13 protein-coding genes, 2 pseudogenes and 1 riboswitch are annotated in these 15,411 nt (G+C 68.3%); of the genes and pseudogenes, 10 read left to right on the plus strand and 5 right to left on the minus strand.

The genetic code is table 11. The annotated features are described in order from the left end of the window. The first annotated feature begins 4 nt into the window (after window positions 1–4). Window positions 5–114, plus strand: a riboswitch (TPP riboswitch). The 6 genes and pseudogenes from thiO to C5O27_RS06550 all read left to right on the plus strand — a co-directional run bounded on the left by thiO (window position 108) and on the right by C5O27_RS06550 (window position 6,806). After that, the gene (gene thiO, locus C5O27_RS06525; RefSeq protein WP_127962231.1) at window positions 108–1,172 is read left to right on the plus strand and encodes a glycine oxidase ThiO; all 1,065 of its coding nucleotides are present in this window, start codon (window positions 108–110) and stop codon (window positions 1,170–1,172) included. (Overlaps the previous riboswitch by 7 nt.) Then, entirely contained in the window at window positions 1,169–1,369 is a 201-nt protein-coding gene (thiS, locus tag C5O27_RS06530) for a sulfur carrier protein ThiS (RefSeq protein WP_035753810.1), read from the plus strand. The genes thiO and thiS overlap by 4 nt, the downstream gene beginning before the upstream one ends. Beyond that, entirely contained in the window at window positions 1,362–2,183 is an 822-nt protein-coding gene (gene thiG, locus C5O27_RS06535; RefSeq protein WP_006357150.1) for a thiazole synthase, read from the plus strand. Before thiS ends, thiG begins: the two co-directional genes overlap by 8 nt. A 130-nt stretch (window positions 2,184–2,313) precedes the next feature. Continuing rightward, the gene (locus C5O27_RS06540) at window positions 2,314–3,282 is read left to right on the plus strand and encodes an ABC transporter ATP-binding protein (RefSeq protein ID WP_127962232.1); all 969 of its coding nucleotides are present in this window, start codon (window positions 2,314–2,316) and stop codon (window positions 3,280–3,282) included. Beyond that, window positions 3,279–4,037: an ABC transporter permease gene (locus C5O27_RS06545; RefSeq protein ID WP_035753818.1), complete on the plus strand. Its 759-nt coding sequence runs from the start codon at window positions 3,279–3,281 to the stop codon at window positions 4,035–4,037. Before C5O27_RS06540 ends, C5O27_RS06545 begins: the two co-directional genes overlap by 4 nt. A gap of 130 nt (window positions 4,038–4,167) precedes the next feature. Then, a pseudogene (locus C5O27_RS06550) lies at window positions 4,168–6,806 on the plus strand (LuxR C-terminal-related transcriptional regulator). Here the strand turns inward: C5O27_RS06550 and C5O27_RS06555 are convergent. The 4 genes and pseudogenes from C5O27_RS06555 to C5O27_RS06570 form a co-directional block, all read right to left on the minus strand. Further along, entirely contained in the window at window positions 6,748–7,416 is a 669-nt protein-coding gene (locus C5O27_RS06555) for a phosphoribosyltransferase (protein WP_035752980.1), read from the minus strand. The pseudogene C5O27_RS06550 and the gene C5O27_RS06555 sit on opposite strands and share 59 nt — an antisense overlap. 11 nt (window positions 7,417–7,427) lie before the next feature. Then, window positions 7,428–7,889, minus strand: a complete 462-nt coding sequence (locus C5O27_RS06560; protein ID WP_006357155.1) for a nuclear transport factor 2 family protein — start codon at window positions 7,887–7,889, stop codon at window positions 7,428–7,430. Beyond that, the gene (locus tag C5O27_RS06565; RefSeq protein WP_035752978.1) at window positions 7,886–8,752 is read right to left on the minus strand and encodes an SCO6745 family protein; all 867 of its coding nucleotides are present in this window, start codon (window positions 8,750–8,752) and stop codon (window positions 7,886–7,888) included. The genes C5O27_RS06560 and C5O27_RS06565 overlap by 4 nt, the downstream gene beginning before the upstream one ends. Window positions 8,753–8,815: 63 nt before the next feature. Continuing rightward, window positions 8,816–9,930, minus strand: a pseudogene (locus tag C5O27_RS06570) (EamA/RhaT family transporter). Window positions 9,931–10,161: 231 nt separating this feature from the next. On the opposite strand from C5O27_RS06570, the gene C5O27_RS06575 reads away from it, so the two are divergent. The 4 genes from C5O27_RS06575 to C5O27_RS06590 all read left to right on the plus strand — a co-directional run bounded on the left by C5O27_RS06575 (window position 10,162) and on the right by C5O27_RS06590 (window position 14,706). After that, window positions 10,162–11,346: an ATP-grasp domain-containing protein gene (locus tag C5O27_RS06575; protein ID WP_075863754.1), complete on the plus strand. Its 1,185-nt coding sequence runs from the start codon at window positions 10,162–10,164 to the stop codon at window positions 11,344–11,346. Window positions 11,347–11,498: 152 nt separating this feature from the next. Then, window positions 11,499–11,687: a hypothetical protein gene (locus C5O27_RS06580; RefSeq protein WP_006357159.1), complete on the plus strand. Its 189-nt coding sequence runs from the start codon at window positions 11,499–11,501 to the stop codon at window positions 11,685–11,687. A gap of 110 nt (window positions 11,688–11,797) precedes the next feature. Beyond that, window positions 11,798–13,378 (plus strand): MFS transporter, encoded by a 1,581-nt coding sequence (locus tag C5O27_RS06585; RefSeq protein WP_035752973.1) that lies wholly within the window; start codon window positions 11,798–11,800, stop codon window positions 13,376–13,378. 65 nt (window positions 13,379–13,443) lie between these two features. Then, the gene (locus C5O27_RS06590; RefSeq protein ID WP_127962233.1) at window positions 13,444–14,706 is read left to right on the plus strand and encodes an oxygenase MpaB family protein; all 1,263 of its coding nucleotides are present in this window, start codon (window positions 13,444–13,446) and stop codon (window positions 14,704–14,706) included. On the opposite strand, the gene C5O27_RS06595 is transcribed toward C5O27_RS06590, so the two are convergent. Next, complete coding sequence (locus C5O27_RS06595; protein ID WP_035753024.1) at window positions 14,658–15,314, minus strand: hypothetical protein; 657 nt, start codon at window positions 15,312–15,314, stop codon at window positions 14,658–14,660. The two genes, C5O27_RS06590 and C5O27_RS06595, sit on opposite strands and share 49 nt — an antisense overlap. Window positions 15,315–15,411: the final 97 nt, after the last annotated feature.

A 15,411-nucleotide genomic window follows, 5' to 3' on the forward strand; every position in this document is an offset into this window, starting at 1 on the left:
GACCGCGAGAACACACGGGAGCCTGGGCAGGCGGGCTGAGAGTGCGGACCCCTCCGCAGACCGTCGAACCTGATCCGGGTCATTCCGGCGAAGGAAGGTGATCTGGCTTGAGCAACACCCCAGCACGACTCGACCGTGCGCTCACCGTCGTCGGCGGTGGCGTGATCGGTCTGACCTGTGCGCTCGCCGCCGCCGACGCCGGCTGGCAGGTGTTCGTCGTCGACGCCGGTCACGACGAGCGGGCCTCATGGGTTGCGGGCGGGATGCTCGGCTCGCTGGGCGAGGGACATCCGGGGGAGGAGGCCGCGCTCGCGCTGTCGGTCGAATCGGTGCGGCGCTGGCCGACGCTGGTGAAGCGGCTCGACGACCCCGCGATCGTGACGGCCACCGACTCCCTGTTCGTCGCCGGTTCGGCAGCCGACGCCGAGTACCTGCGCCATCTCGCCGATTTCGTCTGGGCCAATCAGCCGCGCACCGACGCCACGCTCAGCACGGTGACGGGTCGTGAGATCCGTTCCCTGGAGCCGTCGTTGAGTTCGCGGCTCGTCGGCGGCTACCGGGCGGTCGGGGAGTGGTCGATCGACAACCGACGGCTGCTGGCGACCCTGCGCAGCGCCGGGGCCGCGGTCGGGGTGCGGTTCATGGATGCACGGGTGGAGAGCCTCGCCGACGTCCGCGAACAGGCCGGCCCGCGAGATCAGATCCTTCTCGCCGCCGGAATCGCCACGGCGGCACTGCTTCCCGAGGTGCCCCTCCACGCGGCCAAGGGGGAGATCCTCCGCTTGCGCCGGACACGGTGGTCGGTTCCGCCGCCCGGCCACGTGGTCCGGGCCCGGCTCCACGGCCGGGCGGTCTACCTGGTCCCGCGCGAGGACGGGATCGTGGTCGGCGCAACGCAATACGAGGCCGGTGACTTCGGCGACCGCACTCCGCAGGCAGGTGGCGTCGCCGATCTGCTCGCCGACGCGATCGAGGTCATGCCGGGACTGCGCACCTACGAACTGACCGAGGCGGGCGCCGGACTACGGCCGTGCACCGCCGACGGACTGCCGATCGTGGAGCGGATCGACGACCGTACAGTGGTCGCGACCGGCCACGGCCGCAACGGCATCGTTCTCGCACCGGGCACGGCGGACAGGGTGCTCGGGATTCTGGAAGGAGCATCCGCGTGACCATCACCGTGAACGGAGAGAACCTCGACGTGGGCGACGACGAGTCGGTGAAGGATGTCGTCACCCGCCTCGGACTGCCTTACCGCGGGATCGCGGTGGCCGTCGACGGCGCAGTCGTACCGCGAGGACGATGGTCGGAACACACGATGACCTCGGGAGCCGTAGTGGAGATCGTGACGGCGGTGCAAGGTGGCTGAGTCCGGCATCATCGACGGCGCAGACGTTTCCGAGGCGGACCCGCTTCGGATCGCCGGCCGCGAGTTCTCCTCCCGCCTCATCACCGGAACCGGTGGCGCGACGAATCTCGCGTCCCTCGAGCGTGCACTCGTCGCGTCGGGTACCGAACTCACGACCGTCGCCGTGCGTCGCGTCGACGCCGCGTCGGGGACGGGGGTGTTCGACCTGCTGCGCCGCCTGGACATCGCGGTCCTGCCCAACACCGCCGGATGCCACACCACCGCCGAGGCGGTGCTCACCGCGCAGTTGGCCCGCGAGGCGTTCGAGACGAACTGGGTGAAGCTCGAGGTGGTGGCCGACGAACGCACCCTGATGCCGGATGCCGTCGAACTCGTCGACGCCGCAGCCGCATTGGTGGCGGACGGATTCGTCGTGCTCGCCTACACCAACGACGACCCGGTCCTCGCTGCGCGACTCGCCGACCTCGGCGTCGCCGCGGTCATGCCACTCGGCTCACCGATCGGGACCGGACTCGGAATCCTCAACCCGCACAACATCGAGATGATCATCGACCACTGTTCCACGGCCTTCGACGATCCCCTCCCGGTGATCCTCGACGCCGGTATCGGCACCGCCAGCGACGCCGCTTGTGCGATGGAACTCGGTTGCGACGGAGTGCTTCTCGCGACCGCCGTCACCCGTGCGGAGAATCCGGAGCGAATGGCGACCGCGATGCGGCATGCGGTGATCGCCGGACGACTCGCCGCACGGGCGGGTCGCATCCCGAAACGGTTCTGGGCGCGGGCATCGTCGCCGACGCCGGAGCGGGGCTGATCCCACGCAACTGCCTGCTGCCCGACCCGCCCTTTGCTGCCTGAGGTGCGGGAGCGCAAGCGACGAGCCTCGAGGGCCCGGTGTGTCGCAACCACCCGGCGCACCCCCGGTCGGCGGCTATGGTCGACTCGTGTTGCGGGTAACGAATCTGACGAAGGACTTCGGGAGTCAGCGCGCCGTCGACAACCTCACCTTCGAGGTGGGGCCGGGGCGGGTCACCGGCTTCCTGGGGCCCAACGGTGCTGGTAAGTCGACGACGATGCGCATGATGCTCGGACTCGACCGTCCGACGTCGGGGACCGCGATCATCGACGACGTGCCGTACCGCGATCTCGACCATCCGCTGCGCCAGGTCGGTGCGCTGCTCGACGCACACTGGGTCCACCCCAATCGGAGTGCGCGTTCGCATCTGCGTTGGCTCGCCGCGAGCAATCGGATTCCGAAGTCCCGGGTGGACGAGGTGCTCGAGATCGTCGGCCTGGCGTCGGTGGCCGGGAAGCGTGCCGGTGGGTTCTCGCTCGGTATGTCGCAGCGGCTCGGACTCGCGGGTGCGCTGCTCGGCGACCCGCACACCCTGTTGTTCGACGAACCGGTCAACGGGCTCGATCCCGAGGGCATCGTGTGGATTCGGGGCTTCATGCGGCAGTTGGCCGCCGAAGGCCGCACCGTACTCGTCTCCAGCCATCTGCTGACCGAGATGTCGCTGACGGCAGACCATCTCGTCGTCATCGGTCGTGGGCGTCTCATCGCCGACTGCTCGGTCGGTGAGTTCACCGGCCGGGCCCGGCAATCGGTGCGGGTGCGCGGACCCGAACTCGAGAAGCTGCACACCGCACTGGCGAAGGCCGGCCTCGCGCCGGCGCCCGGTGCACCCGACACCCACGGGCGGCCGGTGATGCGGGTACCCGACACGACGACCGACCGCGTCGGGGACATCGCCGCCGCGGCCGGCGTGACGCTGCACGAGCTCGCCGCCGAATCGGCCTCGCTGGAGGAGGTGTTCATGTCGATGACCGCCCACGCCGTCGACTATCACGGTGGCGACGGCTTCCGGTCCGTCGAATCCGGTCCGGGCACCCCGGAAGGGAGCCGGCGATGATCGGCCAGGCGCTCGCGGCGGTTGACGCCGAACGCATCAAGCTGTCGAGCACCCGTGCCCCGTACTGGTGCCTCGCGATGGTGGTCCTGTTCGGCATCGGCGTTGCGGTCCTGCTCGGTTGGCTGCTGTCGGGCGGTTACGCCGACTCGGCGTCGGTAGACACCCGGACCATCGACTACCTGGTCGGCGTCAACCAGTTCGGGGCCGCGGTCTTCGCGATCATGGCCGTCCTGGGCGTGACCACCGAATACCGGTTCGGCACCATCCGGCCGACCTTCGCGGCAGTACCCCGACGGCCCCTCGTGATCCTCGCGAAGACCGTCGTGTTCGGTGGACTCACCTTCGTGGTGGCCGCGATCGTGGGGCTCCTCGGTGTCGTTCTGGGGCAGGCGCTCACCGGTAACGGCATCGCGCTCGGTGGTCCGGACACGATACGACAGCTCTGGGGCACGCCGGTTTTCGCGATGCTGTGCGCACTGATCGGGCTCTCGGTGGGTGCTCTCGTACGGCATTCCGCCGGAGCGGTGGCGATCGTGCTGGGATGGATGTTCGCGCTCGAACGCATCCTGTCGGTGCTCCCGCGTATCGGCGAGAACATCACGCCGTTCCTGCCGTTCCTCAACGGCTGGAACTTCTTGTCCGGCGGCGACCCCACCTTCCACTGGAACGCCTACGGCTCTTTGGCGTACTTCGCGGTGGTCACCGCGATCCTCTTGACGATCGCAATTGTCGTGACCAGTGCCCGGGATGCGTAGTTTGCGGATCTGCTCATACGTCCTGTGACCCGGAACGGCCGCCGAGAGAGGTGCGATTCGGCGGCCGAATGACGATTGACGATCCTTCGCGCAGCCCGCCGAAGGCCGCCGCGGACTAAAATTCAGTGGCATGTCCACAAATTGGCCGATGGTCGAGCGTGAGCGTGAGTTCCGCACGATCCTCGCCGCACTCAGTGGAAAGACGAACGGATGCGGGGTCGTGCTCACCGGCGATTCGGGGGTGGGCAAGACGACCCTCGCCCGGCATGTCACCGCCGAACTGCCGACCGGCGTGCGCTGGGTGGCCGGGACCGAGTCGGCACGATCGATTCCGTTGGGGGTCTTCGCCCACCTGGTCGGTCCGGCGACGTCGAGCGATCCGGTCACTTATCTGGCGGCCGCCCGGGAATCTCTGCTCGCCGACGGTGATGTCGTCATCGGAGTCGACGACGCGCATCTGCTCGACGAGTTGTCGGCCACCCTGCTGCATCAGCTCGCGATCGACCGTGCGGTGCACATCGTGGCGACCGTCCGGAGCGGGGAGGCGGTGCCGGACGCCGTCACCGCCCTGTGGAAGGACAATCACCTCACCCGGATCACGCTGTCGCCGTTCACCAAAGAGCAGAGCGTCGAGCTGATCGAATCCGTCCTCGGTGGGCAGCTCGAAGAGCATTCGGCCTCCCTGATGTGGGAGGCATCGGGTGGAAACGCCCTGTTCCTGCGGCATCTCGTGGACGGCGCCCGCCAAGCGAACACCTTGCGACAGGTCAACGGGGTCTGGCAGTTGCGCGGCCGCGCGGCCATCACCTCCGAACTCGCATCGCTGCTCGAGGGGCGGATCGAACAACTCGATGCGTCGGTCCTCAGCGCGCTCAAGTACCTGAGCCTGTGTGAACCGCTCGACATCGACGTGCTCGCCGAACTCGCCGGCGAGGAGGCCGTGGAGGAGGCCGAGATCGCCGGCCTCGTCCGCATCACGCGCGACGGCCGCCGGTTGAATGTCGCCTTCCACCACCCGCTGTTCGGCGAGGTGATCCGCCGCAGACTCGGGATGGTGTCGTCCCGACGACTCCGCGGCAACCTCGTCGAGGCGCTGCGATCCCGCCCCACCGACACGCCCGCCGAGCGGATCAGGCTCGCCGACCTCGCGATCGAGAGCGACGTCGAGATCGATCTGTCGCTCGTTCGCACCGCGGCGAGCGACGCCCTCAAACTCGCGCAGACCTCACTCGGTGAACGGTTCGCGCGGGCGGCCCTCGACGAGGGCGCCGGGGTCGACGTCGCCGAACTGCTCGCACGCGCCCGGATGTGGCAGGGCCATCCCGACGAGGCCGAGGAGATCCTGTCGCGGTTCTCCCCGGACGATCTGGACGAGGCGCAACTCCTGCTCTGGGGGAATCTGCGGATCGGCAACGCGTTCTGGGCCCTGGGCGACGCCGACCGTGCCGGTGAGATCCTGCAGATGCTGCGCAAGCGGGACATGCAGCCCGCGCTCGTGCCCATCGTCACCGGCATCGCCTCGGCCTGCGCGCTGTTCGAGAACCGGATCGGTGAGGCGATCGCGTTGTCGGACAGTGTCTTCGCCGAGAAGCGCAAACTTCCGTGGGCGATCGAGTGGGCCGTGTTCGGTGGTTCTCTCGCGCGAGCAGTCGCAGGCCGCGGGAACGAGGTGGAGGCCCTGGCCGCGCACTCGCGTGAGGTGGAGGTCGACGGACTCCTCCGGTTCCCGACGGGTTTCGGCGAGATCCTCGCCCTCACGCTGACCGGCCGGCTCGACGACGCGGACACTGCCGCCGGGCGCTTCCTGACGGCCCCCAGACCGCGCAGTACCTGGGTTGGGCCATGTCGGAGATTCTCGTTGCCGCCGTGGAACTCTCGCGCGGCGCATGCGTCTCGGTGACCCGGCGGATGGAGCAGACCCTCGCCACCCTCGACAGCGGTGAGTTCTCGGAGTCCTGGAACTTCCCGGCCCACATCTTCTTGATCCAGGCACTGAGTGCACTCGGTCAGGTCGACCGTGCCGCCGAGGTGCTGGAGAAGGCGAGGGCCCGGTACGGCAGGCACGTCGCGATCTTCGGTCCGATGCTGGCCATTGCGCAGGCCTGGCAGTCGGCGGCCGCCGGCACCATCACGCCGGCCGTCGCGCTTCTCCGTCGAACCGCCGAAGAGACAAGGGAGACAGAACAACTTGCCATCGAGGCGGAGGCGCTGCACTCGGCGGCCAGGTTCGGTGACGCCACCGTCGCCCAGCGACTCACCGAACTCGCCGGACTCGTCGACGGCCCACTGGCACCGCTGTACGCCCGGCACGCCATCGCGCTCGCTGCCGGTGACGCCGTCGAACTCGACCTGTGCTCAGCCGATTTCGAGTCACTGGGCGTTCGGTTGTCGGCGGCCGACGCCGCCGCGCAGGCGAGTGTGCTGCATGATTCGGCGGGCAGCAGGTCGGCGACCGTTGCCTCGGCGGCGGTGGCCAACCGACTCGCCTCGGAATGCGGCGGTCTGCGCACGCCCGCGCTCATCACCGCCGCACAACCGCTCCCGTTGACCTCACGTGAACGCGAGATCGCGAATCTCGTTGCGGCAGGCCTGTCCAACAAGGAGATCGCGGAGCGGCTCACCGTTTCTGTGCGCACCGTCGAGGGGCACATCTACCGTGCGTCCACCAAACTCGACGTCACCGACCGTGAGGGCATCGCCAAGCTGTTGCTCAAGGACGGTGATCGCGCTCCAGGCACTCGATCACCTCTTCGTCGTCGACCTGACTGAAGTCGTCGTAGGAGAGTCCGACCGCCTCGAACGGTTCCGGGGTGGTCAGTACGACGACGTCGTCGACGCCCCGATCGATGAGGCGGCCGACCGAATCCGACGGTGCCGTGGGTACGGCCACGATCAACCGTGCGGCACCGGCGGCATCCATCGCGTCGATGGCCACCGCCATCGTCGAGCCGGTGGCGAGACCGTCGTCGACCAACACCACGACCCGGTCCTCGACCTCGACCGGTGGCCGTCCGCCGCGATAGAGCTCCTCGCGGTTGTGCAGGATGCGACGTTCCCGGTCGGCTACCGCGTCGAACTCGGCACGCGAGACGCCCAACCGGCGGGGTATGTCGTCGTTGACCACGAGATGGCCGGCGGTCAGGGCGCCCATCGCGAACTCCTCGTGTCCCGGTGCGCCGATCTTGCGTACGACGAGGGCGTCGAGGTCGCCGCCCGTCGCATCGGCGACCTCACGGGCCACGGGCACCCCGCCGCGCGCCAGGCCGATGACCACCGGCCTGGCCGCGTGGGTGTCCTCCCGGGACCGCAGGACCTCCGCGACCCGGGCGCCGAGGGCACGTCCCGCCGCGATTCGGTCGGGGAAGACGCGGCCGGACATGTCGGGTGTCCTCAGAGGTGCACCGCGGGACCGACCTCGAGCTTGAAGCTCGGCAGATCGGCCAGTCCGATGGTGGCCTCGTAGGTGCGGTCGTAACCGGTGGCGCTGATGCGCCAGCCGTCCTCGGTCCGGCGGTAGGTGTCCTCGTAGAAGGCGGCTCCGATCAGCATGAACGAGAACTCGGCGACGATCACGCGGTCCTGCAGATACCAACGGCCGCGGGCGGTGTCGCCGGAGACCTCGATCTCGGGGTGGTTCACGCGGTGCTCGGTGATGACCGCCGGACCGACGTTGGCCTCCATGTACCCCACGAGCTCGTCCCGGTTGGCGAAGGACAGGCTCGCACCGTAGTTGCCGGTCACATCCTCGGTGAGCGTCGACGCGAACGTCTTCCAGTCCTTGGTGTCGAGTGCCCTCAGGTAGCGGTACTTGAGGTTCTCGATCTCGCGGACGTCTTCGTTGTGATTGCTCACTTGCGCCTCGTTCCGGGCAGGACGCCGGCATCGAGCACGGCCTTCACGATCGGACGGGTCCGTTCGAGCAACTCGGAGTTGCCCGACCACAGCGACTCGCCCGCGGCGTCGGTGGTCGCCTCGATGTCGTCGTACACCGCGGCACCCTGTGCCGTGAGTCGATGGCCGTCCTCGGTCCGTTCGGCCAGGCCCGCCTCCGCCAGTCGGTCGATGCTGTCCTCCCAGTCCTGTTCGGTGTAGCCACGCGTGAGCAGCACGACGCGCTTGCCCATGACCTTGCGTTTGACCGTCGGGTCGGGCAGCTGGGCCTCGTGGAAGACCGCCGCATCGAAGCCGTTGAGTCCGTGCAGGACGAGGGCGGCGATGTGGTTGTCGCCCCGCCACTCCCGCAGTACAGCGGTCGCCTGCCACAACCTCAGGCGCGGTGTCTCCGGGATCGGCGCCGACGCCCACGCCGCAGCGAGGGGACGACCGCCGAGCGGAAGGTCCGCGGCGAGCCGGGTGTACCCGGAGGCGAGTTCGTCGAGGAGGGCGTCGTCGGCGGAATCGCCGAGGATCTGCCGCAGGGAGTCATCCAGCATCGCGTTGCGACGTTCGTGGACTCGGTCGAGGCCTGCGTCGACCGCGGCGTGCCAGGACTTGGCGACCAGGTCGGGGTTGAAGTTGTAGAACGCGGCGGAGACGACCGGGGCGGCGCAGGGGCCGAGGGGAGCTCCGCGTGCGCCCACGTAGAAGGCGTGGCCGTCGAGACCGGTGTCCTCTTGTGCGGGGCCGAGTCCCGGGTTGAAGTACGCGAGAATGTGGAAGGGCTCGAGGGTCTCGTAGGCGAGGCGGGAGAGCGACGTGGTCGCTGTGGGCGTCATCACCCCACCTTCTCCACCGGCGGAACGGGTGTCAACCACTTTCGCGGCGATGGACGCTCGCGATCAGTTGTGCCGCGAGTCCCGGCTGCCGACGGATCGATCGCCGGACGCGGAGCCGTCCGGACGCAACCCTGCGTCGTCGTCGCGCGAGTCGGGATCACCCGGTCCACTTCGGAACTCCGCCTCGAAGGCCTCCGCCTCGAACGCGCCGGGTTCGGACTTCTCTGGGTCGGAATACTCCGGCTCCTCGCGGCCGCGACGCCAGCCGCCCTTCATCGGCGGAGCCTCACCGAGGTGGTCGGGGTCGACCGAGCCGTACCACGCCACCAGCACGGCACCGATGACGGCGCCGACGAAGCCGAGGATCGCAAGCCAGCCGAGTCCGGGCTTGGCCGTGTCCTCGAGGAACACCACACCCACCAGGCTGGGTCCGGCGGTCTCGCCGACCACCAGCACGGCGGTGACGCCGTTGACCGCGCCGAGCTGGAGCGCGACGGTCTGGATGTAGAAGCCGACCGCGCCCGCTGCGGCGATGGTCCACGCCGCCGGGTCGGTCAGGAACGCAACGGGATCGAACGGCTGGACGCCGTCGAGGATGCGGACCGCGATGGCGATGATGCCGAACAACAGACCGCGGCGGCGCCGCCGACGATGGCGCCGGCGGCCGAACCGAGGTTGTAGACGGCGACGAGCGCGAAGGCGCACAGCGCGACGGTGGCGAGGAACAGACCCCAGTGGAAACCGACCTCTTCGCCGCCGCCGGTGTGATGCGACGAGGAGACACCGAGCAGGCACAGCGACATGACGACGAGCCAGATGGCGACCCATTCGCGGGTGTGCAGGGCGATGTTGAGGATGATCGTGCCGAGGAGTGCGGTGACGACGAGGTTCGCCGACACGATGGTCTGCGACAGGAAGAGCGGGAGGAACCGCGCGGCGAGTGCCCCGCCGGCGAAGCCGAAGACGACCATCGTGGTGCCGAGGATGAAGGCGGGATCGACGAAGGTCGACATCGTCGAGGAGATGGTGGGAGCACCCGTCTCGGTGGTGATGCCCTTACCCTCTTCGGCGGCTGCCGCGGCGACACGACGCGCGCCGAGCGCGCGGAGCACCGTCGACATCCCGTAGGCGACAGCGGCAAGGCATGCGGCGATGACGCCGACCACGAACAGTTGCATGCCTCCTCCAACTCGGTCCGGAACCCCGGGTTCTCGAGGTCATCCGGTCCGTCGCCCAATCCGACTGCCTGCCACCACAGGCTCGACCGGCACAAAAGCCCGGTCGTGCGGAAACTAACAGGACGAACCGACAGATAGATACCGAATAATCCCGTAGTGTCCGATTCCATTCAACAGGCGTAGGGCCGACGTGGCGCGTCAGGGTCCGGAGTACCCCCTAGACTCTGTCGGGTGGACAGCGCCGGACGAGCTCATGTACTGATCACCTTCGGTCGGTCGTTCCTCTCCCTGGAACTCGCACGACTCATGGCTGCGGGTGGCCATCGCGTGACGACCGTCGACTCTATTCCCGTCGCCATCAGCAGATTCTCCAACGCGGTAGGCGAATTCCACCGTGTTCCGCCGCCGAAGTTCGAGCCCCTCGAATACTGTCGTGCCCTCGCCCGGATCGTCGAGGAGAACGACGTCGACATGGTGATCCCGGTGCACGAGGAAACCGACATCATCGCGATGCTCGCCGAACTGTTCCCGCCGACGTGTCGGCTCTTCCTCTCCGACTTCGACATCGAGAACCGGCTGCACCACAAGTACGAATTCCAGGAACTGCTCGTCGAACTCGGTATCCCCACCCGCACATTCGCGCGGGTCGCCGGCCCCGAGGACGCGGGTTCACTCGACTTCGACAAGCCCTTCGCGCTCAAGCGGTGTTACTCGCGCGGTTCGCAGAAGGTGCACAAGGTGCAGCCGGGGGACCCGCTCACCTGGCTCGAGCACGACGAACAGAACCCGTGGGTTGCACAGGAATGGGTCTCGGGCGACAAGTACTGCACCTACTCGGTGTGCCATGAGGGCCGGATCTACGCGCACGCCACCTATCCGGTCGACTACGCCATCGACGGCAGCTCATGCCTGAACTTCCGGTCCGTCGACCACCCGCGCATCCAGGCGTGGGTCGCCGACATCGTCGAGCGCGTCAACTTCACCGGGCAGATCGGCTTCGACTTCATCGAGGACGGACCGGACGAGGACCTGTTCTGCATCGAGTGCAATCCGCGCGCGACGAGCGGCATCATGATGTTCTCTCCGGAGGACGGCGTAGACCGCGCCTTCCTCGGCACCTCCGACCCCGACACCGAGATCATCACTCCCGCACCCGGTGTCGACAAGATGATCGGTGTCGGCATGATGCTCTACGGATGGCGTGCGCCCTCTCGCAACGGCCGGTCGTTCCGTCAGTTCGCACGCGACTTCCGCGGCGCGTCGGATGTGATCACCCGGTCCGGCGACCAGAAGCCGGCGGTCCTGCTCCCGTTCGCCTACGCGGGCATCCTCCGCAGCTGTCTGAAGTACCGGGTCGGGCTCGCCGAGGGGTTCATGCACGACCACGAGTGGGACGGTCTGCGGATCAGCCTCTGAGCCCGGTCCACGGACCGGTTCCACCCGTGTCCCCCAGATGTGCGACACGATCTCCGGCCCTGTCGGCGTAGACTCGAAACCTAGCACCACCTGCGGCGATGGGTCACGTGAGCGGGTTCGGTGCGGGGGAAACGTGCTCGAGGGGGCTCGCTATGTACACATCCAAGATCACTCGTCGTCTGACTGTCGGGATCACGACTGTCGCCGCGGCCGGCGCACTCGCACTCGCCGGTGCGCCCACCGCCGCAGCGGCGCCGGTCGAGGCGCAACCCGTCGTGGGGTCCGTGGCGCTCTGCTTCGGAGTCCCGCTGGGTTCGCTGTCGTTCAACATCTGCATCTGACGGCACGACTCTCCCGTCCCGGGGCCGATGGTCCCCGGGACGTGGCAATTCCGTGCCGCTGACGCGCGGGAGTCCTGCTCGGGCAGTGATTCCGCACGTACGATTCACCGATGACGTCGACGACGCCCGAGGTTGACACCGGTACGGCACCGGCACGCGCGCGTGCGATCCTCGTCGCGCTGATCCTCGTCGCGGGCGTGGCCAACATCAACCTCGCGGTGGCCAACGTCGCGCTGCCCGACATCGGCAAGGATCTCGACGCCAGTTCGACGCAGCTGAACCTCATCGCGGTCGGGTACTCGCTGGGTCTCGCGGCGTCGGTGCTGTACTTCGGTGCGCTGGGAGATCGCCACGGCCGCAAGCGGATGCTCGTGTTCGGCATGGCTCTGTCGATCCCGGCGTCGCTCGTGGCCGGCTTCGCGCCGAACGTCGAGGTCTTGTTCGGTGCCCGTCTGGTCGGCGGCATCGCGGCCGGCCTGGCCTTCCCGACGACCCTCGCGGTGATCACCGCGCTGTGGTCGGGTCCCAAACGCACCCGGGCGATCGCCGCCTGGTCGGCGTTCGGCGGAGCGATCTCCGCTCTCGGACCGGTGATGTCGGGTGGTCTGCTGGAGGTGTTCGACTGGCATTCGGTGTTCCTGGTGACCCTGCCGCTGGCGGTCCTGGCGCTGGCGGCGGCATGGAGGCTGGTGCCCGACGACACCGGCGACGAGGCGGCGGTCGTCGACAACCTCGGCGGCATCGTCTCGATCGTGATGGTCGGGGCGCTGGTCCTCGCCATCAATTTCGCCCCCAACAGCGATCAGCGGCTGCAGGTCTACATCCTCGCCGCGATCGCGATCGTCGCCGGTGCCGGATTCGTGTGGCGGCAACTGCGCGTGCGTGTTCCGCTCTTCGACCTCCGCATTGCATCCCGACGCACCTTCTGGGTCGCGGCGCTCGGCGGGCTCATCGTCTTCGGCACGCTCATGGGCGCGATGTTCATCGGCCAGCAGTACATGCAGAACGTGCTCGGCTACTCGACTCTCGCCGCGGGCGCGACGATCCTGCCCGCCGCCGGCGCGATGGTCGTCGTCGCACCGCGGTCGGCCAAACTCGTGCAGAGCATGGGATCACGGTTCACCCTGCTGTCCGGGTACGCCTTCATCGTGCTCGGGCTGGTGTTCGCGATGCTCACCTGGGATCAACACGCCCACTTCTGGCACGTCGGGCTCGTCTACGTCCTCGTCGGCATCGGCGTGGGCCTGGCCGGCACCCCGGCGTCGCAGTCGCTCACCGGATCGGTGCCCGTCCAGCGGGCGGGCATGGCGTCGAGCATGTCGGATCTGCAGCGTGACCTCGGCGGAGCCATCCTGCAGTCGACGCTCGGCGCGATCCTGACGGCCGGTTACGCCAACCAGTTGCGGGAGACGATCGCGAACTCCCCGCAGGCGGATCAGGTCACCGACCAGACCGAGGCGGCGCTCACCAAGTCCTTCTCGAGCGCCGAGGTGCTCGCCGAGCGGTATCCGCAGTACGCCGATCAGATCATCGGCGCCGCCCGGGACGCCTTCGTGCACGGGGACAACCGCGCCTACGGTGCCGCCGCGGCGATCGTGCTGGTGGGCGCCGCCATCGTCTTCTTCTTCTATCCGGATCACGACGGCGAGCGCGCGGCCATGGCCGAATACGCGGAGCAGCGCAGTCTCTGAGGTCGCTCTCGGCCGGCGCGGGAAAAACGAACGGAAAGTGAGCACGCACTTGTTCTCATTGAGTCATGGAGCGGATACCCACTGATCTGGTGAACGCCGACCTGGCCGTACAGCGATACGGGGAGGCCGGACGAGTCTGGCTCGACCAGATGTGGCTCGCCGATCCCCTCGCCGACGCGGTGGCGGCCGACTCGCATCCGGGCGGGTCCACGACCACCGTGCTCCGGAGAGCGCTCGCCCACGGGATCGGATCGCTCGACGAGTCCACCGAGTCGATGCGGGCGCTGTTCGCCTTTCTCGACGACGAGCCGGACTGGGTCGACCACGATCGGATGGCCCGGGCCGCGGACGCGCTCATCGTCAACACCGCGCCGCTCGGCATCGTGCTGGGCGCGGCTTCGCTGGTGCGCGGCGCGGGAAACACGATCGCCGCCAAACCCCTTGCGATCACCGGACGCTATGTGTCGCAGCCGGCGATGCGGTCGGTGGAGGTGGGGGAGTGGCTGAGTCAGGTCATCACCCCGGGCGGGATGCGACGCGACGGAGACGGTTTCGCCTACACCGTGCGCGTCCGCATGATCCACGCGCACGTCCGGCAGATGCTGTGGAAGCGCGGCGACTGGAACGAAAATGCTTGGGGTGTACCGATTCCGCAGCCGTACATGGCGTTCACGATCGCCGAGTTCGGCCACATCGCGATCGACGCGATGCACACCCTCGGGGTCCGGTTCACCGACCGTGAGCTCGAGGACATCTACCACCTCTGGCGTTACGTCGGCCATGTCGTCGGGATGAGTCCCGAACTCGGCCCGACGTGCGAGGCCGATCATGTCCGCATCGAAGAGCTGTACCGCCTGACGTCACCGGGACCCGGGCCCGACGATCACGACTTCGTGGTCGCGCTCACCGAGGACTACCTCGTCCCTGAGCTCGCCAACGTACTGCCCGGCCCGCGCATCCTGCGAGATCGATTGGCCACCAACCTCATGTACGGGTTGCAGCGGGTGTTCATCGGCGATGACGACGCCGATGCCCTGGGCATCCCGGACGGGAAGATCAAGCACCTTCTCGGCCGGGTCGGTCCGTCCCTCGCGCTGGCCGGCTCGGCACAGCGTCTGGGCGGCTCACGGCGCGCTCGTGCACGGATCGAGAAGGCCTACCGCGTGCGCGATGCCGAGATGGCCCGGATGCGCGACGACTACCGGGTCACCCATGGTCTGGTCGATGCGGCCGCGAACTCCGCATCGTCGGGCCAGCCGCCGGTTGCCGGGCCGACCGCTCAGCCGCCGAATGCGCCTGCGGCGGTGACGTCCTCGGTCAGGCAGTAGCCGATCGAGGTGGGCTGTGTGAAGGTCCACTTCGTCTGGTCATCGGGGCAGCCGATCGATCCGTCGCCGCGGCTGACAGTCTTGGCGATGACCGTGTTGTCCACCGGGGATGCGCCGCATTCGACCTCGCGGTAGTCGGCGAGCTTTCCGCCGTTGAGCGGGATCTGATAGCAGGTGTCGGTCGCGAAGTTCGGTGTCATGCACAGTTTCTGGTCTCCGCCGGAGAAGGTGAGGGTCGAGGTGTAGTCGGCGGTGCATTCCGCGTCGGACGCCACCTTGTCGGCGGCGAAGAAGGTGAGGCCCTCGGTGCCCTCGCAGTCCTCCTTGGTGGCCTCCACCTTGCCCTCGCCGGCCTCGTCACCGATCTGCAGGCACTCGCCGACGTCGATGTCGGAGGCCTCCTCGACGGTCTGGGAGCCGATGCTGAAGCTGCAGGCCGTCAGGGCGGTGAAGCCCAGACAGGCGACGATGACGGTGGCGCGGCGACCGATCTGCCACAGCGGCCGGCGGGGGCCGGAGATGGGGCCGATCTCCGTGTTGTGCAGGGTGTCGATCTGCTCGGTCGCGAGGTGGTCGGTGTCGGGCTGGGTGTTCTGCGGGCGGGACATGGGGTTTCCTCTCCTGGGCGGTCGTCGTCCGGGGTGCCCGGAGGCGGTTCGACCGCGGGGGTTCGTGTGACAGGAGAAAGAATCGCCCGGTCCGCTT

It is taken from the genome of Gordonia alkanivorans (genome assembly GCF_004011905.1).
In the GTDB taxonomy this organism is placed as follows: domain Bacteria; phylum Actinomycetota; class Actinomycetes; order Mycobacteriales; family Mycobacteriaceae; genus Gordonia; species Gordonia alkanivorans.